We start from the raw sequence: 20,238 nt of genomic DNA, 5'->3' as shown, positions 1-20,238 counted from the left end.
GGTCGTGGGACGAATTCTCTGGCGTCGACTCACTCCAGACACGGGCTGGTTCGCGTTTTCGCTTCTTGCCGTTCTCTGTCTCCTCGCTGGAGTTTCGACGTATCGTGCTGACTGGTCGGACGGGTTGGGAATCGCTGTTCGGGCGGTGCTGGTCGGCATCGTCCTCGCGTACCTGCTGGCCAAGCCGCTCGCGTTCCCGGAGTGGATCGCGCATCCGGTCGGTGTGTCGACCGGTGCTGTGGCGGTTCTCTGGCTGATGCAGGGACTCCTGAGCGATCAGATCGGTGACTGGCGCGCGAAGCTGTCCTTTCTCTGGATCCGGTGGGAACGGTGGTATCTTGCCGTGCGAGAAGGGGGGCGAGCGGAGGATGTCTACCTCTTCCTCCTCTTGATTGCGGCAACCCATCTCGCGATCGGCTACATCGCCACGTGGTTACTCGTCCGCCACAATCATGCGTGGTTCAGTGTTCTGTTGCCGACAGTCGTGATCTTGATCAATGCGGGGTACTCGCGACACGTTTCCGCTGTCCTCGTCGCGATTGCGGTCATCATCGACCTCTTGATCGTCGGCCGCGTCACGCTGATGCACCGGGTACGGCTCTGGCGTCGGCGAGCTGTTCCGGTCGCATCCGGCCTTACCTGGCAGTCGTTGTGGGTCTTGAGCTGGCTCGCGGTGGCGATCCTGATCGCTGGGTGGATCGTGCCATTCGGGACGCATTCGAGTCGTGCGGCAGCAGCGCTTCGACCCACGAGTCGGCCGTGGACTGAAGTACGTGATACGCTGGCGCGCTGGTTTCCATCCGTACGGGGGCCGGGGGGTACTGGGAGAGGGGCCGGTGGCTTCGCGAGTTTCGGTGATCGTTTCGATATCGGTGGCCCGTTGCGCTTGAGCGACGAGGCCGTGTTGTTGTTGAGCGGGAACCGCGGGGAATACCTGACCGTCCGGACGTACGACACGTACACTGGCAAAGGGTGGCGGTCGAGTGCGGTACCGGAGGACCAGACTGCCGAAGGGTCGAGTAGCGGGACTCCAGGAGCTTCTGGTCAATCGAGCGAACCTGTTCCCCTCGTCGAATTCGGAGCCAACGATGCATTGCCGCGGGATCACCGCAGGGCGGACGAGCAGGAGACCGTAACGTACCGTATCGAAGTCCTGCAACCGCGAGGAGCTGCGCTCCCCTACGCGGGACGTCCTGTTTCTTTCAGCATTCCGGTGCGAGCACTGTATGGGTGGACCGGTACCACCGAATGGCACACGATCGACCTCTCAGCGACTGGCGAGGAAGATATCCCGGTCGAACTGCGCCCGCTCACGGAACTTTTGGCTCGGACGGAGTTCCGTCCGGCGCCGGAGCCCGAGGGCAGCGTGACCATAACGCCGAGCCGCTACGAGAACGAGCCGTGGTTCTGGTGGTTCATGCGCGATTCGCCAGTCCTCGACGACATCGACAGTATGGTCCGGGATTTGACCGCCCGGGGAATTGAGGTGCGGTTCTGGTGGGAGACGAATGGAGATGGGGCGTTTCGTATCACGCGGATCGCCTACCGTGGTCGGTTCCCCGACTACGCTGATCTCGAGGCGGTCTACCCTGCGGACGGGCTGGAACGCGGTCTGACTTACGAGTTCGTCAGCGAGTCCGATCCGGTGAGTGCCGAGGATCTACGGAAGGTTGGATCCGGCGAGGACACCGAGCGTGCTGCTGGTGATCTGGTGATGACGGCGTACGGTGTCGCCTATCCGCGTGACTTGTACGAGCGCTATACCCAGTTGCCGGATACGGTGACGGCACGGACGCGCCAGCTCGCCTATACCCTGGCCGAAGGCAGATCGAACCTCTACGATATCGCGACGACGATCGAGCAGTTCGTTCGCCAGCGGATTGCGTACAACGAATCAGCCCCCGTGCCGTCCGGCATCGACGCGGTCGATACGATCCTCTTCGAGCGGCCGGAGGGATATTGCACGTTTTACGCATCGAGTATGGCGGTGCTGCTGCGAATCCTCGGAATCCCGGCGCGGGTCGCGGTCGGGTACTATCCCGCTGAGTACGATAGCGAACTCGGCGGCTTCATCTATCGGGATCGGAATGCCCATGCCTGGGTCGAAGTCTACTTTCCCGGTTACGGCTGGGTTCCGTTCGAGCCGACCGCGTCACGCCCGCCGCTCCCGCGCGAGACGAGCACAGCGTCGGGTGATCTTCTCCCGCTCGATCCTACGCTCGGAGCCAACCTGCCGACAGATGAGCGGCTCGGACTGCTGTTGCCGGAACTGGGTGGACCGGAGCGGGCAGGTGCGGTCGGTAGTGCAGCAGTCGACACGAGCGAGCCTCATCCGGTACGGAATGTTCTGCTCGTCCTGCTCGCTTTGATCGGTGCGGGAATCGCGGGCGCGATGTTGTGGTGGACGTGGGGGACGTGGCGGCTCTCGCCGATCGCGCGCCTCTTCGTGCGCATGCAACGTCTAGCCCGCTTGGCAGGGGTGCAGGTCGGTGATGCGACCACTCCTCTGGAACTCGCGTGGGAGATCGGCCGCACCGTGCCGGGTACGCGCCGGGCAGCTGTGGCGATCGCCGAGCTCTACATGCGCGAACGGTATGGGCGGCAACCGGCCAAAGCGGAGGAAATTCGCGTCGTCGCGCGCGGGTGGCGCGAAATCGTCCGCCCACGGCTGATCCGTGCAGTCCTCCGGTTGAGTCAGCGGCAGGTGGCTGCAACAGAGGTTTCGACCCCTGGTTCGGAGACGAGCAGCTTTCGCTCGTGAGTTGCAGCCGGTAAACACCTGTGACCCAGGCGTGAGATGTCGATGCCAGCGACTGACCGCTCGGCGTAGCTCGTCCGTACTGCGCCATTGGCTCGATGGTTCGGGGCCCGGAGCAAGAGGTATCCACGCGGATGAGTATGCCTCCACCGTGCTGGCAGTCGAGAAGTCGTGCGTCCCGGTGACCGAGCTGGATGCGCGTCCGGAACAGTGGGCGTGCGGAGAGTAGTGCAGACTAGCTATCCAGTCACCGACGGGAGCGGCTTTCTGGAGCGGAGCACGGTGCGATTGCGTGGTCGGTGCTTGGCTGCAGTAGGACGCGCGCGGCGCCGAGGCAGGGGAGGGAAAACGACCGGGGCCGTCCTGCTGAATCGCAGAGACGGCCCCCTCTCGCATCGCGCGGTTCGATGATCAGCCCCAGCCGAGCGCCTTGACGATCAGCAACGCGACAATGTTGACCACCTTGATCATCGGGTTGATGGCTGGGCCAGCAGTGTCCTTGTACGGGTCACCCACGGTGTCGCCGGTCACAGCGGCCTGATGGGCGAAGCTTCCCTTCCCGCCGTGTGCGCCAGCTTCGATGAACTTCTTGGCGTTATCCCAGGCAGCTCCGCCGGTCGTCATCGAGATCGCGACGAAGAGACCGGTCACGATCGACCCGATGAGAAGGCCACCCAGACCCTCCTTGCCGAGCAGCAACGCGACGATGATCGGAGCCAGCACAGTCACGAGGACGGGCGTGAGCATCTGGCGCAGCGCTTCGCGCGTCACGATGTCGACCGCGCGGCCGTATTCGGGCCGGGCACGGCCTTCGAGCAGGCCCGGGATCTCGCGGAACTGCCGGCGTACCTCTTGGACGACAGCACCACCGGCCTTACCGACCGCCTCCATGAGAAAGCTCGCGAAGAAGTAGGGAAGAGCTGCGCCGATGAAGACGCCGATGACCACACGCGGATTGGAGAGTTCGAAGACGAGTTGCTCCGAAAGCTCGAGGTAGTACGAGGCGAACAGCACCAACGCGGCGAGACCAGCTGAGCCGATCGCGTAGGCTTTGGTGACCGCCTTGGTCGTATTCCCGACAGCATCGAGCGGATCAGTGACCGCACGCACTTCATCCGGTAACTCGGCCATCTCGGCGATGCCGCCAGCGTTGTCGGTGATCGGCCCGAAGGAGTCGACAGCAACGATCATCCCTGTCATCGAGAGCATGGCCATCGCGGCGACTGCCAGACCGTAGAGCCCACTATGCGCGACATCCGGGTTGTAGGTGAGACTGTACGCGACATAAATGGCCAGAGCGATCAGAACGATCGGTGGGAAGGTGGCTTGCATCGAGACAGCGAGGCCGGAGATGATGTTCGTGGCATGGCCGGTTTCCGATGCAGTGGCGATACGCTTGACCGGGCTGTACTTTTCCGAGGTGAAGTACTCGGTGAAGACGACCATCCCGATGGTAACGACCAGCCCGACGAGTGCACTCAACCAGAGCTTCGCAGTCGCGGACAGCGAGAAGGTAAGGCCGAAGAGCGAGACCGGCCCATCGGTCACCACTTGATTGTCGCTCATGAGCCAGGCGGTGACCGGAAAGAAGAGAATCGCTGCCAACAGCATCGCGGCGATGACGCCCTTGTAGAGGGCGCGCATGATCGAGCCACTGCGGTCGAGGCGGACGAAGAAGGTGCCGATGATAGAGGTGACGATGGAGACCGCGCCGAGTGCGAGCGGGTAGACGACGGCGACTTCGGTGCCGAAGACGAGGTGACCGAGGAGCATGGCAGCGATCGCGGTCACCGCGTACGTCTCGAAGAGGTCAGCCGCCATCCCAGCACAGTCCCCGACGTTGTCACCCACGTTGTCGGCGATGACGGCGGGGTTCCGCGGGTCATCCTCCGGGATACCAGCCTCGACTTTGCCGACGAGGTCAGCACCGACGTCCGCTGCTTTCGTGTAAATACCTCCGCCGATACGCGCGAAGACGGAAATCAAGCTCCCACCGAAGCCCAAACCGACGAGGGCCGTCACGTTCCGAGTGAGGAGATAGAAGACCGTGACCGAGAGGAGACCGAGACCGGCCACCAGAAGTCCGGTTACCGCGCCACCGCGGAATGCAACGGCAAGCGCCTGCTCGAGTCCGCGCTTGGCTGCCTCGGCAGTGCGGACATTCGCTCGGACGGCGATCGACATGCCGATGAATCCGGCGAGGCCGGATGCCACGGCACCGACGAGGAAGCCGATCGCGGTCGTCCAGTCGACTGCCAGGCCGAGGATGAGCGCGACGATCACGGCAACGATGGCGACCAGGCTGTACTGTCGACGCATATAGGCCTCGGCGCCCTCCTGGATGGCGGAGGCGATGGCTTGCATCCGCTCGTCTCCTCGAGGCTGGGCGAGGACCCAGCGGATGAGGAACACGCCGTACAAGACCGCTAGAAGGGCAGCAGCGAGAGCGAGATAGAGTGCCGTATTCTCCATCGTCCTGTCACCCCTCCCTAATCGGACTCGACATCGGTTGCTCTCGTCCCCGGTCAGATCGGACTCAACGTCGTCCGGACACACGAGACTCCGGCCAGATGGTGCCATCATGGCCGGAGGGCGACAAGTCGAGAATATGCCGATCGCGCGCTACGGTGTCAACAGTGGTTGGCCATAGATATGATAGAGTGCGGCCATCGCAGCGAAGATACTGATCGCGATGAGCATACCCCACGCGAAGATTCCCGTGAGGATACGATTGTCGAACTTGAGGTGCATGTAGTAGGCCACCACGAGAACGAACTTGACGATCGCGAACACGATCAGGATCGGAGCGGTCAGGGCACCGAGGGTCGATTCGAGGGCATAGGTGAGCACCTCGAGAACGGTTGCGATCGTGAGCAGGATGAGGACACGGATCCAGGTTGCCGGTCCAGGCTGGGCGTGGGCAGTCGACTGGTCGTGCATTCGCTCGCTCCTCCCGTCAAGAACCGTACGGTGCCATCAGTATGGCATGAGATACACCAACATGAAGATGATGATCCACACGATATCGACGAAGTGCCAATAGAGGGTCGTAACGAAGAAGCGCTCGACATGCGCGGGCGTGAGCTTCCCGAAGAGCGAGAGCAGCCATTGAACGAGGAGCCAGACGATCCCGATGAAGACGTGCGTACCGTGGAAGCCGGTGAGCACGAAGAAGGTCGTTCCGAAGAGATTGGAAGTCAGTGTTAACCCCTCATGATAGAAGGTCGTGAACTCGTAGTACTGACCACCGAGGAAGAGCGCACCGAGGAGGATTGTGCCGAGCAACCAGCCACGAAAGCCCTTCATGTCGGCCCGCTCGAGTGCCGTGAGTGCCATGACGATGGCGAAGCTCGAAAGCAGGAGGACGGCAGCCGAGACCGACGTGTAGGGAATATCGAGCACGTCACGCGGGTAGGGCGGTTCGAAGTAGCGACCACGGTAGGCGAAATAGACCCAGATGAGCGAGCCGAAGAACATGCAGTCGCTCGCGAGGAAGGTCCACATCATCAACCGATTGTGGGAGATTCCGGTCGTCGTGTGTTCCTCGACCGGGTGCGACGCTGCTGCCTGTGCGTGGCTCACTGCACTAACCCTCCCCCGAAACACCGTACGGTCTCTCGCACGAGAAGGGTGTGACGGAGTGAGGTCTCCGTCACACCCGCACACTCACGCCGCATGAACTTCCTGGTGCTCGACGTGCTCGATCGCTGGCTCGAAATGCCAACCGAGGAGACCGAAGAAGACGACGAACGCACCGAGTCCGACGATCGGGAATCCGATGGCCCCGAGCGTTTCTGTTCCATGCATGATCATGCCCGCTGCCATCGCCGTGAGTCCGGCCGAGACGATCATCGGCCACCAGGACGGCTTGGGCAAATGGACGCCTGCCGGAAGACCGTGGCCAGGATTGTCGCGGTGAACCGGTACAGTGCGTCGCTGTGTCGTATCGGTCGCCGCATGGTGCCCGTCACCGTACTTCTCGATCCAGAAGGCGTCACGCCCTCGGACGGTCGGAATCACCGCGAAGTTGTAGGCCGGTGGCGGTGAGGGGATCGACCACTCGAGTGTGCGACCGTCCCATGGATCGGCGGGTGCAGTCGCTGGCTGGCGCAGCGTCTTGATCACGTTCACGAGGAGCAGGAGCTGCGAGAACCCGAGGATGAACGCACCGACCGTGATGACCAGGTTCCAGGTGCCCCAGCCCGTCTCCGCTGAGTAGGTGAAGTAGCGACGCGGCATGCCGTCGAGTCCGACGAAGTGCATCGGGAAGAAGGTGAGGTTCATCGCGAGGAAGGTCAACCAGAAGTGGACAGTACCGAGTCGCTCATCGAGCAGGCGTCCGTACATCTTGGGGAACCAGTAGTAGGTTGCACCGAGCAGGGCCATGACAATGACACCGAAGATGATGTAGTGGAAATGGGCAACGATGAAATAGGAGTCCTGCTGCTGGTAGTCGAGCGGTACGGTCGCGTGCATGACGCCGGTGACACCACCCATCATCAGGAGCCAGACAGCAGCAGCGGCAAATTTCATCGGTGCCTTGAAGTCGATGGACCCACCCCACATCGTGGCCAGCCAGTTGAAAACCTTCACGCCGGTTGGGATTCCGATCATCATGGTCGATGCCGCAAAGAGCGCATTGGGCACCGGCCCGAGGCCGACCGTGAACATGTGGTGCGCCCAGACGAAGAAGCTCAAGAAGGCGATCGCAATACCGGCGAAGATGACAAACGGTGCACCAAAGAGCGGCTTGCGCGAGAAGGTGGGAAGGATCTCGGAGATGATTCCCATCGGGGGCAAGACGAGGATGTAGACCTCAGGATGCCCGAAGATCCAGAACAGGTGCTGCCAGATCACCGGGTCGCCGCCGTGGAGCGGGTTGAAGAAGTTGGTATTGAAGAACCGATCGAACATGATCAGGAAGAGGCCGACCGTCAGCGAGGGGAAGGCGAGCAAAATGAGCACTGCCGTGACGAGGACCATCCAGACATAGACGGGCATCCGCATGAGCGACATGCCCGGAGCGCGCATGTTGACGATCGTGACGAAGAAGTTCAGCGCGCCCGCAATCGAACTGATACCGAGAACCTGAAGTCCGAGATCCCAGAAGTCAAGGCCTGGACCGGCCGAGTAGAGCCGGCTGCTGGAGAGGTTCGCGTAGCCGAACCAGCCGGCATCCGGTGCATGGCCGAAGAGAAAGCTCGACCACATCAAGAGCGAACCGAAGAGGAAGGACCAGTAGGAGAAGGCGTTGAGCCGCGGGAACGCGACGTCCCGGGCGCCGATCATGAGCGGGACCGCGATGTTGAAGAATGCTGCGTTCAGGGGCATGGCGACCGCGAAGATCATCATGGTCCCGTGCATCGTCATCACTTCGTTGTAGGTCTTGGGACCCAGGAAGTGCATGTTCGGCTGAGCGAGCTGGATGCGCATGAGTAGAGCGAGGAAGCCCGCTAGTAAGAGGTAGATGATCGACGTCCAGTAATACAGGATGCCGATCTTCTTATGGTCGACCGTCGTCAACCACTCGACCAGTGCTGATCGCCGGTATTCCGCTCGTTCGAGTCGAATCGCTGCCTCAGCCATGCTGCCCTCCCGAATCCCTCACTGGGCTGTCTTCACTGTCGTCGGGTTCCGACGTTTTGGATCGATGGTGCGACTCGTTTTCCGCATTTACTCCACTCCCGGTTCTCCCTGCTCCGCCATGTCGACCCGAACATCAACGCAAGGATTCGAGGTAGGCGACGATCGCGTTGACCTGGTCTTCGGTGAGCACCATATTCTGCTGCGCTCTGATCCTCCGCCACTTCTCACACATGACCGAATAGGGCTTCACATCGCACGTCTGCGCGATCCACTGGTGTAGATTTTCCCGTGTGTTCGTCTCGAAAGCAGCGAGTGTGTGACGCTCGCTGACATAGGCGAGGTTGGGGCCGATCATGAGGGGCTTGTTGATCGGTGTGCTGGGATCATAGGTGGGGTTGACCGAATGACAGCCCGTGCAGCCGGCTTCACCTTCGAACAGCTGCTTTCCTGTCGCAGCAAGGGTACCCTGCTCAGGCTGCGGCACCGGTTGCTTGTGTTTAGCCACCCAGGCGTCGAACTCTTCTTGCGTCTGCACCACCACGCGGAACTGCATGTGGGCGTGCTGCGCACCACACAGCTCCGCACACTGGCCATAGATAACGCCGGTCTCCTCTGGGGTAAAGACCATGGTGTTCTCCCGACCGGGAACGGCGTCGACTTTCCCAGCGAGACGAGGTGGCCAGAACGAGTGGATAACGTCCTGCGACGTAATTTTGAGCACGACTGGTCGGCCGACGACCAGGTGCAGGTCACCCGCGGTGACGATGCCGTATTCCGGATAGCGGAACTCCCACCACCACTGGTGGCCGATGACCTGCACGCGCAATGCATCGCTCGCGGGGCCGGGGTCGCGGTTCAGTTCGAAGATGAGCCGCGTCGAGGGAATCGCGATCAAAGCGAGAATAACCGCCGGAATGAGCGTCCAGGCAATTTCGAGCCTCGTATTTCCATGCACCTGTGGGGGAATACGCGTGTCACCTGGCTTGCGGCGAAAGCGAGCGATATTGAGCAGCATCCAGACCGTGACCAAGAGGAAAACCGCGGCGGTCAGCCACCAGACCGGTACGACGAAGAGGTCCCAGATCTTCCTCGCTTGGTCACCTGCGGGATCCGATGTCGACGCGATCTTGCCGCCGATCACCCCACAACCGCTCGCGAACGCAGGAAAAGCGACGAGTGGAAAGAACCAGATCCACCGCCATCGCCGACTTGTTCGCTGCCATCGCTTCACGCTTTCTGCCCCTTCCCCGCAACAGCGCCGACCCTGTGTAACCGTGCGAGTCACCACCTCGCGGCCTATTCTACCCTCATTGGTGAATGCTGTCACGATGTTCACAGGCCGAGCCGGACGATCCGTCATCTCACTACAGAATACCACACGGTACCAGCCGTGCTCACTCGAACATGCGCAGCCGTGGATCGTGCACGATACGGCTGCGCTCGGATGGAAGAGATCTGGAAGAAGGGAGGTGTGCAGCTGCTCTGCTCGTGTCTTTTCGCGGGCAGGCAGGGGCTGGGAGAACCACCGTTTCGACGAGGGCACAGTTGTGTTGCACGCGAGCGAAGGAGCCCAGAGCGTCGAGTGATCCGATGGTATGCCAATCGTGGCTTGTGTCACGGAGACCGGATCGGCTAGACTAGGGACAAGAATCCATGCATCGTTATCGGTCCTACTCGCACGACCGCGCTGTCGGAAACGAAGGGAGGCGACCATGCCGGATCAGGTCGGAACGGGTGCTGCCGGAGCGATCGAGGGGTTGCTCGTCGAAACGCGCCGTTTCCCGCCACCGCCTGAGTTTGCAGCCCAAGCGAACATCAACGATCCCACCATCTACGAGCGGGCACGCCAGGATCCCGAAGGGTTCTGGGCTGCGATCGCGCGGGAGCTCGAGTGGGACGAGCCCTGGCATACCGTTCTGGAATGGAACCCGCCGTGGGTCAAATGGTTCGTCGGTGGCAAGCTCAATGCATCGGTCAACTGCGTCGATCGGCATGTGCGCGCTGGACGCCGGACGAAAGCGGCCATCATCTGGGAGGGCGAGCCTGGCGACGAGCGTGTCCTGACCTATCAGGACCTCTACCGCGAGGTCAACCGTGTGGCTCTCGCGCTGCGGCAGCTCGGCATCCAAAAAGGAGACCGTGTCGCTATCTATCTCCCGATGATCCCGGAGTTGCCGATCGCGATGCTGGCTTGTGCCCGGATCGGGGCACCCCACTCGGTCGTGTTCGCGGGGTTCAGTGCCGATGCGTTGGCAGACCGGATCAACGACTGCGGCGCTCGGCTCCTCATCACGGCTGATGGCGGCTATCGCCGTGGCCGCGTGATTCCACTCAAGGAAATCGCCGACAAGGCGCTCGAGCGGTGTCCGTCGGTCGAGAAGGTCGTGGTCGTCCGCCGAGTCGGAGCGAGCCAACCGGTCCCGATGCAGGACGGTCGCGATCTCTGGTGGCACGACCTCCTCGCGACGGTTCGAGATCGCTACTGTCCGCCCGAGTCGCTCGACAGCGAGCATCCGCTGTATCTCCTCTATACCTCCGGGACGACCGGTAAGCCGAAGGGGCAGCTACACACGACCGGTGGCTATCTCACCGGTGTCTACATCACGTCAAAGTGGGTGTTCGATCTCAAGCCGGATGATATCTACTGGTGCACAGCCGATATCGGCTGGGTCACTGGTCACAGCTACATCGTCTACGGGCCGCTCGCCAATGGGGCGACTGTTGTGATGTACGAAGGATCGCCGGACTGGCCCGACAAGGACCGCTTCTGGGATATCGTCGAGCGGCGGCATGTGACGATCCTCTATACGTCGCCGACGGCGATCCGGCAATTCATGCGCTGGGGGCCCGAGTATCCGGCCCGGCATGATCTCTCGAGCTTGCGGCTCCTCGGCACGGTCGGAGAACCGATCAATCCGGAAGCCTGGATGTGGTACCACCAGCAGATCGGTGGAGGGCGCTGCCCGATCGTCGATACCTGGTGGCAGACCGAGACCGGCATGACCCTGATCACACCGCTCCCCGGCCTCACGACGACGAAGCCGGGTTCGGCGACCTTGCCGTTCCCCGGCATCGAGCCGGATATCCTCGACGAAGCGGGCAATCCCGTTCCGGTCGGACAAGGAGGCTATCTCGTCATCCGGCGGCCGTGGCCGGCGATCTCGCGCACGCTGTGGGGGGATCCCGACCGCTACGTCAAGACCTACTTCTCGAAGTACGGGCCGTCGATCTACGTGACCGGTGACGGTGCGAAGCGCGACGGAGACGGTTACTACTGGATCCTCGGCCGGGTGGATGATGTGCTCAACGTGGCGGGGCACCGGCTGGGCACGATGGAGCTCGAGAGCGCGCTGGTGGCGCATCCCGCAGTCGCTGAAGCCGCGGTGATCGGGGTGAGCCACGAGATCAAGGGGCAGGTGCCGGTCGCGTTCGTCAGTGTGCGGGCTGGCTACACACCGAGCGAGCAGCTCGCCGAGGAACTTCGGCAGCACGTCGCGGAGACGATCGGGCCGATCGCACGGCCGGAGCGGGTGATCTTCGTCGCCGACCTACCGAAGACGCGGAGTGCGAAGATCATGCGACGCTTGCTCCGCGACATCGCCGAAGGGCGGGTGCTGGGCGACACGACGACGCTGACCGATCCCGCCGTCGTCGAGGAGATCAAGCGAACGTGGATCGCGGAACACGGCGAGCAGGCCTAGCGACGGTGTCGTCCTGATCGGCTTGCGGCGGGGGCTCTCCCCGCCGCAAGCATTTTCTGAACCCTAGTGGAGCGTTGTGAGGTGCGAAATGGCGGTTCCGGTCATCGTCAGCGCTGTGCGGACACCGATCGGTCGTTTCGGTGGTGCGTTGAAGGATGTCCCAGCCTGGAAGCTCGGGGCAACGGTCATCGTGGACGCCTTGCGGAGCGTGGCCCTGGAACCCACTGCGGTCGATGACGTCGTCCTCGGTAATGTCCTGCAGGCTGGCCAAGGGATGAACCCAGCACGCCGCGCAGCGATCGCCGCGGGGATTCCGGAGTCGGTGCCGGCAATGACCGTCAATATGGTCTGTGGTTCCGGACTCCGTGCAGTTGCAACAGCAGCGCAGGCGATCGCGATCGGGGACGCAGAGATCGTCGTCGCCGGTGGGATGGAGAGCATGTCCCAAGCGCCCTATCTCTTGAAAGGTGCGCGTTTCGGCTATCGATTAGGGCATGGGACACTGGTCGACTCGATGTTGTCGGATGGTCTCACCGATGCCTTCTACGATTGTCACATGGGGGTCACAGCCGAGAACATCGCCCGTGAGTATGCGATCAGTCGGGAGGAGCAGGATCGATACGCGCTCGAGAGTCAGCGTCGCGCTGCCCGTGCCTGGGATGAAGGGATTTTCGCTGACGAAATCGTCCCTGTGGAGGTGGAGGGAGCGCGTGGCACGGACCGTTTCGAGCGGGACGAGCATCTGCGGCCCGACACTACGTTCGAGGCCTTGCAGCGACTCCGTCCGGTCTTCGACCCGCAGGGTACAGTGACGGCAGGGAATGCTTCCGGGATCAACGATGGAGCGGCGGCGCTCGTGGTCATGGCCGAGGAGCGTGCGCGCGAGTTGGGCTTGGAACCACTTGCGATCATTCGCTCGTGGGCGTGGGCAGGTGTCTCGCCGCGCGTCATGGGGCTCGGTCCGATCCCGGCGCTTCGCGAGGCTCTCGCGCGGATCGGACTCCGCATCGGCGATATCGACTTGTTCGAGGTGAACGAGGCGTTCGCTGTGCAGGTTCTCGCGGTCCAACGGGAATTGGGCATCGATGGGAGAAAGCTGAACATTTACGGCGGGGCGATCGCCTTGGGGCACCCGATCGGGGCGAGCGGTGCGCGGATCCTCGTCACGCTCGTCCACGCGCTGCGGAGAACCGGAGGACGCTACGGCGCGGCGGCACTCTGCATCGGGGGTGGGATGGGGATCGCGATGATCGTGGAACGACCGTGATCCGTGCTTCAGACGAAGGAGATACGACGCTGCGCCTCATCGAGGACAGCGAGCGGGAGAGCAGCGAACTCGGGTCGTTCGAGCGGAGCCCGGTCGGCGGCCGTGATGATTCGCTGCGCTGGAAATGCAGCGAGTGTCGTCGATAAACGAGCCCGGTGCCCGCTATCGAGTTCGGAGAGCACGTCGTCGAGCAGCAAGATGGGCCAGTCGCCGGTCGCGTGCTGGATCGTGGTGATCTCGGCGAGCTTCCCGGCCAGGACGGCAAGGCGCTGGAGACCGCGAGAACCGACCGCAACGAGCGGTTCGTCGTCGAGAAGCCAGACGAGATCGTCCCGGTGCGGGCCGAGGAGCGTGCTGCCCCGGCGAATCTCGTCGGCCCGGAGTTGCTCGAGTGCCTCACGGTAAAGCGGACTGAGCGTTGCCTGAGCATCGGGAAGCGGTCGCTCGGTGAGTTCCGCTTCGACAATGGGTGGGATAGACAGGCTACAGCTGTACCGCGTCGTGAGGAGTTGGTTCCCAGTGGTGAGCTCGCGGAAGCGCTCGCTCACCGTCTCGTCCCACTTGGCCAGGAACCGGTAGCGGGCGACGATGAGGTAACTCCCGAACGTGACCAGCTGCTCGTCCCAGAAGGCGAGTTCGTCGTCGATCGTACGTCGATCCTTGCCGGCGAGCTGTTTGAGCAAGCTATTGCGGTGCTCCAGTATGCGGGCGTACTGAGCCAGAGCGCGCAGGTACGTCGCGTCGATCGTCGAGAGAATCACGTCGAGGTAGCGGCGGCGTATCGATGGACTACCGGTCACCAGCTCGATGTCTTCGGGTGAAAACAGGACGACCCGGACGGTGCCGACGAAATCCATCGCTCTGACCGGTCGGCCGTCGCGGCGGTATCGCTTGGTAATCGTCAGCGTGGAAGGGTCGAGGCGAAGCACGATTTCGGCCGTACGGTCGCCTTCGGGGGACGCCAGGTGAGCAGCGACGCGGGCGTACGGTTGCAAACCGAACTCCCGGGCGCTCTCGCGATGGATGAGGTACCGCTCCGTCGTGGTGCGAAACGAGCGCGTGGTGGCGAGGAGGTACAGCGCTTCGATCAGACTCGTTTTGCCGGAGCCGTTCTTCCCGAAGAGACGGAATCCAGCAGGCGGAATATCCAGCGACAAGCTGCGGAAGCAGCGAAACTCTTCCAGCTCGAGCCGACTGATACGCATCGTTCCTGCCTTACCCCAGGTGATGTGGGGGAAGGGGCGATAACTGACGAACAGCACAGGTGTGGCGGGAACGCTACGCCGTACCGATCACCATCGGCATGACGACGTGCAGGAACGTCTCGTCGCCGACTGGACGGAAGACGCCTGCTGCGTTGGACGACGTCATCTCGATAGTGATCTCGGCTGCCTTCGTGACCGAAAGGACGTCGGTGAGGTAGCGACCGTTGAACGCGATGGTCGCCTGTGGGCCCTCGACACGCGCTGGCAGCACGTCTTCGGCGTCGCCGGCATCCGCAGCGTGAGCCGAGACAACCATCGAACCGGGATCGAGTTCGGAATCGCCGGGCACGAACTGCAATTTTACGACCTCGTTGTTGGACTGGGCGAAGATCTTGGCTCGCCGCGCCGCTGCGAGGAATGCTTCGCGGTCGACCGTCACGCGTGTCTTCCACTGCCTCGGGATGATCTGGCGGAACTCAGGGAACGTGCCGTCGATCAGACGGGACAGGAATTCGAGACGGCCGCTCCGGGCGAGCAGCTGACTGCGATTCGGCGTGACCAGTAACTGCAGTGCTTCCTCGCTCTCGCCGGCCACGCGCGCGAGCTCGGCGAGGGCTTTGGCTGGCACGATGATCGCGAGGTCGGTCGCAGCGGGTTGTTGCAGCGCGAGTGTGCGCACCGAGAGGCGAAACCCGTCGGCAGCTGCCAGGGTGAGTTCGTCCCCTCGGAATTCGAGCAGAACACCCGAGAGGACGGGACGACTGTCGTCGGTTGCCGCTGCGAAAACGACTTGGCTCACTGCGTCCCGCAGCGCTTGCGTGTCGACGAGAGCCGTTGGAGGCTGATCACCGATCCGGGCGATCGTGGGGAAGTCTTCAGCCGGAATGCCGGGGATACGAGCCTTCGAGGTGCCACAGGTGACGCGGAGATCGGTCGTTCCCGAGGGGGCGCTGAGAAGAACGTCCTGACGAGGCAGGCTTCCGACGAAGTCAGTAAAAACGTCAGCGCGTACGCTCAATTGTCCCGTTTCTCGCACCTCGGCAGGAAGCGAGACACTGAGTGCAATCTCGAGATTGGTCGCGGTGAGACGGAGGGCACTTTCAGTGGCATCGAGGAGCACGTTACTCAAAATCGGCAACGTCGATCGGCGCGCCACCGCGCGGGAAACGAGATGCAATGCCTGATCCAGATCCGCTTGTTGGCACCGCAACTCCACCGGAAGCCCCCTCCTGGGTGTCCGTACACGATCCTGGCGCAATTATAGCAGCGAGATGCCCTGTCGCATGCAGACGGTCGGGCAGTCCATTGACAGTGGTCGCATCCGGTGCTACGATTAGCACAGATGTTCTGGTATATCGGAACGGAGCGAAGACCATGGCAGCAGACCGAAACGAGCGGCAGGCGTTCGACCCGTCGAAGTTCCTGATGAAGGTCAACGGGAACGACTACCTCGAGGTCAAGTGGCGACTCCTCTGGTTCCGGACCGATCATCCGGACGGCGAGATCGAGACCGAACTCGTGGAGCACCGCGACGGCGTGGCGGTCTTCCGAGCTCGTGTGCGGATACCGGGTGGCGGCTCGGCAACCGGATGGGGCAGCGAATCGGCTGAAGACTTCACGGACTATTTGGAGAAAGCGGAGACGAAGGCACTCGGACGTGCCTTGGCTGCTCTCGGGTACGGCACGCAGTTCTGCCCGGATTTCGAATTCGGGGCTGCGGAACAGCGGGTTGTAGACACGCCGGTGGACGTGAGCCGACTGGGCGGTCGCCGTGGCAGCGGTCGGGCTACACCGCGACAGCTCGAATACCTGCGCGATATGGCTCGGCGTCTGGGGATGAGCGAGGACGAGCTGGATGCGCAGGCCCGCGAGCAGTACGGGGTGGGGCTGGAGGAGCTCGCTCGGCAGGATGCTTCCGCACTGATCGAGGCCTTGCGACAGCGCCGGACGACGCACGAGGCTGCTTGAGCCGATCGTCCTGTTGACCAGAGCGGGGCAGGAATGCCTTGCCCGTCGGGGCGGGGTGTTCCTGCCCGTATTACTTTCGCGGTGTGAGGGAAAGGAGTTCCTACAGAATCAGCATGGCGTCGCCGAAGCTGTAGAAACGATAGCGCTCACGAACCGCTTCCCGGTAAGCCTCGAGGATGAGGTCTCGACCGGCGAAGCTCGCGACCAACAGCATGAGCGTGCTACGGGGGAGGTGAAAGTTCGTGATCAACGCATCGACAACGCGCCAGCGGTAGCCTGGGTAAATATACAGGTCGGTCCAACCCGTCAGCTCGCGAGCCTCGCCGCGCTCGAGCGCGTCGGCGATCGATTCGAGCGTGCGGGCAGCGGTCGTGCCGACTGCGACGACGCGCTTCCCTGTCCGTTTCGTTCGATGGATCGCGTCGATCGTCGCAGCGGGCACGCGGTACCTCTCCGCATGCATCGTGTGGAGGCGGACGTCCTTGACTTCGATCGGCTTGAATGTTCCGATACCGACATGAAGCGTCAACGGGACGATGTCGATACCGCGGTCACGCAGTTCAGCGAGCAGCCGCTCGGTGAAATGGAGCCCAGCGGTCGGGGCAGCCACCGAACCCGGGTGGGTCGCATAGACCGTCTGGTACCGCTCAGGATCGTGCAGAGGCTTCCGAATGTACGGAGGAAGCGGAACATGACCGTAGGCGTCGAGGCGCTCGGCGACGATGGGATCGAGCTCGACGACGACCTGTCCCCCGCTGCGTCGCTCGACGATCCGTGCTGACGCTGGATCTGCTGCAGTACCATCGCGCGGGAGGATCGCGACGGTTTCCCCTGGTCGTAAACGGCGAGCTGGTCGTGCCAAGACCAGCCACGTCACCGTGCCTTCCAGCGGTTGGACGAGGAGGATCTCCACTTTGCCGCCAGTGTGCCGCATGCCGAACAGCCGGGCAGGGAGGACACGCGAGTCATTCACGACGAGGAGGTCACCGGGATCGAGCAGCGACGGGAGTTCACGGAAGATACGATGTTCGATCGTTCTGGTCGTGCGGCGGACGACCATGAGACGAGCCGCGTCACGAGGTTCGATCGGTTCCTGAGCGATCAGTTCTTCTGGTAGTTCGTAGTCGTACTCATCCAGCAGGTAGGTCAATTCCTCATTCATCGTCACGTCGCATCCGGTTCGATCAGCCGTTCCAGTGTCATTTGCCGGACGGCGAGGCGGTCTTCAGGGTAGCGAAGGCCGAGATGCTCGTAAGCCCGGCGCGTGGCGACGCGGCCGCGCGGTGTCCGCTGGAGAAAACCGAGCTGGATGAGATAGGGTTCGTAGACCGTTTCGATCGTATCCGCTTCCTCGCTCGTCGCTGCGGCGATCGTTTGGATGCCGACCGGACCACCGTCGAATTTCTCGACGATCGTGCGCAGGATCAATCGATCGATATCGTCGAGTCCGAGCTCGTCGACGGCGAGACGGTCCAGTGCCTCGCGAGCGAGGGCGGCCGTGATCGTTCCGTCAGCGAGTACCTGGGCGTAATCCCGGACACGCTTCAGGAGTCGGATCGCGATTCGGGGCGTTCCTCGTCCGCGGCGGGCGATCTCTTCGGCTCCCTCCGGTGTGATCGGAACCTGGAGGATACGCGCCGCCCGGATGACGATCGCTTGCAGGGCCGGGAGATCGTAGAAATCGAGCCGGAACGTTGCACCGAATCGGTCGCGGAGCGGCGAGGTGAGTAACGCGAGTCGCGTCGTCGCACCCACGAGCGTGAAACGCGGTAGCGAGAGGCGGACGCTCCGTGCAGTCGGCCCCTTGCCGATGACCAGGTCGACGGCGAAATCTTCCATAGCGGGATAGAGCACCTCTTCGACCAGACGATTGAGCCGGTGGATCTCGTCGATGAAGAGCACGTCACCGGGACGCAAGTTCGTGAGGATCGAGACGAGATCGCCTGGACGTTCGATCGCTGGGCCGCTGGTGATCCGGAGATTGACGCCCATTTCGGCAGCGATGATGCCGGCGAGCGTCGTTTTCCCGAGGCCGGGCGGACCGTAGAACAAGAGGTGATCGAGCGGTTCACCCCGATCCTGGGCTGCTCGAATCGCGATAGCGAGACTCTCCTTGACGCGATCCTGACCGATGTACTCGGCGAGCCGACGTGGCCGGAGCGATTCTTCCAGATGTCGCTCACTGGCGTCCGGTTGTGCTGCGACGATACGCGGCTCGGTCATCCAACTTTCCCCGATTCATTCGGCGTGTCACTCTCCGAAAGCATACGGCGAACAGATGTTCTGGTCAAGGAGTGTCTTCGTCCGGGAGTTCTGCTTCCTCGACGAGCAGAATCGGGATGCCGTCCTCAATCGGATACCGGCGTCGACAGGTCAGACAAACGAGGCGCTGCTGTTGGAGTTCGAGTCGACCGTGGCAAGCCGGACAGGCGAGAATCTCGAGCAACTCGGGATCGAGGGCTACATCCTGGTGCTTCATGTGGTTTCCTCCGTTCGTCTCGTCAGCGATGATACCAGTCTACGGTTGCCCGAGATCTTGCAGGCGTTGCCTAGCCGATCGTGCGTAGGGATCGTTGCCCGCGCGTGCCGCTTGCTCGTACCAGTGTCGAGCTGCTGCCACGTCTGGCGGGGTACGTCGTTCGGCGAGCTGGCCCAGGAGATAGAAGACTTGCGTGTTTCCCGGGGCCAGCTGCAACGCGAGGCGTAGTTGCGCTTCCGCGTCGGCGAGGTAGCCGTTGGCGAGGAGTGCTTGCGCGTAGCTGAGGCGAACTACGAGATCGTCAGGGCGGAGCGCGGTCACTCGTTCGAAAAGCGGAATCGCTTCTCGCAGGCGACCGGTATGGGCATACAGTGCAGCTAACGTGAGGAGGGTCACCACATCCTCGGGCTCCGCAGTCAGCCTCGCCCGAAGCTCAGCTTCGAGTTGGCCTGGTACGGCGGTTATCGATACCGCACGATCGTCGGTCGCAGATGGATGTTGCTGGCAGGTTGTGAGTGGAGTGATGATAGCGAGGAGAGCAAGACTCGCCAGGAGAGCGAGAAGGGCGATCCAGCGACGGTGCAGCATCGGTCAGTCCATCGTGCACGGCAGGAACGAAAAGCCCCGGCTCGGCCGGGGCGGCGGGGGTGCCTCACGGGGCTCGAACCCGTAACCACTGGATCCACAGTCCAGCGCTCTGCCAATTGAGCTAGAGGCACCACGTTCCAACAAAAGAAACGAGCGATGTCGAGCGAGTAAGCCGAGTTCTGTTCGTGGCGGTCATCTCTCTCGCACGTGGTTTCCGCACCACGTACGGTCGCTTCGTCACCTCCGCGACTGCTCTCAACCTCGGGCCTCGGCGAGCAACCTGATAGCGGCCCGATCGGAGATTGCTGCGGGGAGGATTGCCCTTTTCACCCCGGGCAATGCCCGGTTATTGTCTCTGTTGCTCTCACGCCGGGCCATCCCCGACGTGCCCGTCTGGACTGTCAGCGGCGCCGGTCCCCGCTGCCCTGGGTTCACCCCAGGCACCCTGCTCTGCGCAGCTCGGACTTTCCTCTGGCACCGCAGCGGTGCCAGCGACCGCCCTGCCCGACATCGCTCACGGTGGCCCACTGGCCACCGGACCGGCGGTGCCGAAGGGGAGATTTGAACTCCCACGGGGTTACCCCCACTACGCCCTGAACGTAGCGCGTCTGCCAGTTCCGCCACTTCGGCACGTCGAGCGAGTCTGCCGCTCGCAGCGCATAGTATAGCATGCCTGCCGAGACGCG

15 protein-coding genes, 2 tRNA genes and 1 other RNA gene are annotated in these 20,238 nt (G+C 62.6%); 4 read left to right on the top strand and 14 right to left on the bottom strand.

The features are described from left to right. Positions 1-4: 4 nt before the first annotated feature. Positions 5-2,761, top strand: coding sequence for a transglutaminase domain-containing protein (locus OO015_RS01580; protein WP_265939130.1), 2,757 nt, complete (start codon positions 5-7; stop codon positions 2,759-2,761). 408 nt (positions 2,762-3,169) lie between these two features. Here OO015_RS01580 and OO015_RS01575 read toward each other — a convergent pair whose 3' ends face one another. The 5 genes from OO015_RS01575 to coxB form a co-directional block, all read right to left on the bottom strand. After that, positions 3,170-5,230 carry a sodium-translocating pyrophosphatase gene (locus OO015_RS01575; RefSeq protein ID WP_265939128.1) on the bottom strand — a complete coding sequence of 687 codons (2,061 nt, stop codon included), beginning with the start codon at positions 5,228-5,230 and terminating at the stop codon, positions 3,170-3,172. A 150-nt stretch (positions 5,231-5,380) separates the two neighbouring features. Continuing rightward, the gene (locus OO015_RS01570) at positions 5,381-5,698 is read right to left on the bottom strand and encodes a cytochrome C oxidase subunit IV family protein (RefSeq protein WP_265939126.1); all 318 of its coding nucleotides are present in this window, start codon (positions 5,696-5,698) and stop codon (positions 5,381-5,383) included. Positions 5,699-5,734: 36 nt separating this feature from the next. Further along, a complete protein-coding gene (locus OO015_RS01565; protein WP_265939124.1) occupies positions 5,735-6,340 on the bottom strand; it encodes a cytochrome c oxidase subunit 3 in 606 nt (201 codons plus the stop codon). Between the two features lie 84 nt (positions 6,341-6,424). Further along, the gene (gene ctaD / locus OO015_RS01560; RefSeq protein WP_265939122.1) at positions 6,425-8,344 is read right to left on the bottom strand and encodes a cytochrome c oxidase subunit I; all 1,920 of its coding nucleotides are present in this window, start codon (positions 8,342-8,344) and stop codon (positions 6,425-6,427) included. Positions 8,345-8,477: 133 nt separating this feature from the next. Further along, the gene (gene coxB, locus OO015_RS01555; RefSeq protein WP_265939119.1) at positions 8,478-9,575 is read right to left on the bottom strand and encodes a cytochrome c oxidase subunit II; all 1,098 of its coding nucleotides are present in this window, start codon (positions 9,573-9,575) and stop codon (positions 8,478-8,480) included. A 481-nt stretch (positions 9,576-10,056) separates the two neighbouring features. On the opposite strand from coxB, the gene acs reads away from it, so the two are divergent. Then, positions 10,057-12,045: an acetate--CoA ligase gene (gene acs, locus OO015_RS01550; RefSeq protein ID WP_265939117.1), complete on the top strand. Its 1,989-nt coding sequence runs from the start codon at positions 10,057-10,059 to the stop codon at positions 12,043-12,045. Positions 12,046-12,133: 88 nt separating this feature from the next. After that, on the top strand, positions 12,134-13,312 hold the full coding sequence (locus OO015_RS01545) for an acetyl-CoA C-acetyltransferase (protein WP_265939115.1): 1,179 nt from the start codon (positions 12,134-12,136) through the stop codon (positions 13,310-13,312). Positions 13,313-13,320: 8 nt separating this feature from the next. Here the strand turns inward: OO015_RS01545 and recF are convergent, their stop codons facing one another. Together recF and dnaN are read right to left on the bottom strand one after the other, a co-directional pair. Beyond that, the gene (gene recF, locus OO015_RS01540; protein WP_265939111.1) at positions 13,321-14,517 is read right to left on the bottom strand and encodes a DNA replication/repair protein RecF; all 1,197 of its coding nucleotides are present in this window, start codon (positions 14,515-14,517) and stop codon (positions 13,321-13,323) included. A 73-nt stretch (positions 14,518-14,590) separates the two neighbouring features. Next, positions 14,591-15,733, bottom strand: coding sequence for a DNA polymerase III subunit beta (dnaN, locus tag OO015_RS01535; RefSeq protein ID WP_265939109.1), 1,143 nt, complete (start codon positions 15,731-15,733; stop codon positions 14,591-14,593). A gap of 158 nt (positions 15,734-15,891) precedes the next feature. On the opposite strand from dnaN, the gene OO015_RS01530 reads away from it, so the two are divergent. Continuing rightward, entirely contained in the window at positions 15,892-16,485 is a 594-nt protein-coding gene (locus tag OO015_RS01530; protein ID WP_265939107.1) for a hypothetical protein, read from the top strand. A gap of 100 nt (positions 16,486-16,585) precedes the next feature. Here the strand turns inward: OO015_RS01530 and queA are convergent, their stop codons facing one another. The 7 genes from queA to OO015_RS01495 all read right to left on the bottom strand — a co-directional run bounded on the left by queA (position 16,586) and on the right by OO015_RS01495 (position 20,182). Then, the gene (gene queA, locus OO015_RS01525) at positions 16,586-17,647 is read right to left on the bottom strand and encodes a tRNA preQ1(34) S-adenosylmethionine ribosyltransferase-isomerase QueA (protein ID WP_265941004.1); all 1,062 of its coding nucleotides are present in this window, start codon (positions 17,645-17,647) and stop codon (positions 16,586-16,588) included. 2 nt (positions 17,648-17,649) lie between these two features. Next, positions 17,650-18,708, bottom strand: a complete 1,059-nt coding sequence (gene ruvB / locus OO015_RS01520) for a Holliday junction branch migration DNA helicase RuvB (RefSeq protein ID WP_265939105.1) — start codon at positions 18,706-18,708, stop codon at positions 17,650-17,652. Positions 18,709-18,772: 64 nt separating this feature from the next. After that, the gene (locus OO015_RS01515) at positions 18,773-18,964 is read right to left on the bottom strand and encodes a Trm112 family protein (protein ID WP_265939103.1); all 192 of its coding nucleotides are present in this window, start codon (positions 18,962-18,964) and stop codon (positions 18,773-18,775) included. Between the two features lie 39 nt (positions 18,965-19,003). Continuing rightward, positions 19,004-19,552, bottom strand: a complete 549-nt coding sequence (locus OO015_RS01510) for a tetratricopeptide repeat protein (RefSeq protein ID WP_265939101.1) — start codon at positions 19,550-19,552, stop codon at positions 19,004-19,006. Between the two features lie 58 nt (positions 19,553-19,610). Next, a tRNA-His gene (locus tag OO015_RS01505) sits at positions 19,611-19,683 on the bottom strand. 21 nt (positions 19,684-19,704) lie between these two features. Beyond that, positions 19,705-20,063, bottom strand: an RNA gene (gene rnpB / locus OO015_RS01500) — RNase P RNA component class A. Positions 20,064-20,098: 35 nt separating this feature from the next. Beyond that, positions 20,099-20,182: transfer RNA gene (locus tag OO015_RS01495), tRNA-Leu, on the bottom strand. Positions 20,183-20,238: the final 56 nt, after the last annotated feature.

It is taken from the genome of Thermomicrobium sp. 4228-Ro (assembly GCF_026241205.1).
In the GTDB taxonomy this organism is placed as follows: domain Bacteria; phylum Chloroflexota; class Chloroflexia; order Thermomicrobiales; family Thermomicrobiaceae; genus Thermomicrobium.
This window is presented reverse-complemented; position numbering and strand designations above follow the sequence as displayed.

Coding starts and splice junctions, on each gene's coding strand:
- OO015_RS01530 (WP_265939107.1), top strand. CDS start 15,892: ATGGCAGCAGACCGAAACGAGCGGCAGGCGTTCGACCCGTCGAAGTTC.
- OO015_RS01515 (WP_265939103.1), bottom strand. CDS start 18,964: ATGAAGCACCAGGATGTAGCCCTCGATCCCGAGTTGCTCGAGATTCTC.
- OO015_RS01575 (WP_265939128.1), bottom strand. CDS start 5,230: ATGGAGAATACGGCACTCTATCTCGCTCTCGCTGCTGCCCTTCTAGCG.
- recF (WP_265939111.1), bottom strand. CDS start 14,517: ATGCGTATCAGTCGGCTCGAGCTGGAAGAGTTTCGCTGCTTCCGCAGC.
- acs (WP_265939117.1), top strand. CDS start 10,057: ATGCCGGATCAGGTCGGAACGGGTGCTGCCGGAGCGATCGAGGGGTTG.
- OO015_RS01510 (WP_265939101.1), bottom strand. CDS start 19,552: ATGCTGCACCGTCGCTGGATCGCCCTTCTCGCTCTCCTGGCGAGTCTT.
- OO015_RS01570 (WP_265939126.1), bottom strand. CDS start 5,698: ATGCACGACCAGTCGACTGCCCACGCCCAGCCTGGACCGGCAACCTGG.
- ruvB (WP_265939105.1), bottom strand. CDS start 18,708: ATGACCGAGCCGCGTATCGTCGCAGCACAACCGGACGCCAGTGAGCGA.
- queA (WP_265941004.1), bottom strand. CDS start 17,647: ATGAATGAGGAATTGACCTACCTGCTGGATGAGTACGACTACGAACTA.
- OO015_RS01545 (WP_265939115.1), top strand. CDS start 12,134: ATGGCGGTTCCGGTCATCGTCAGCGCTGTGCGGACACCGATCGGTCGT.
- ctaD (WP_265939122.1), bottom strand. CDS start 8,344: ATGGCTGAGGCAGCGATTCGACTCGAACGAGCGGAATACCGGCGATCA.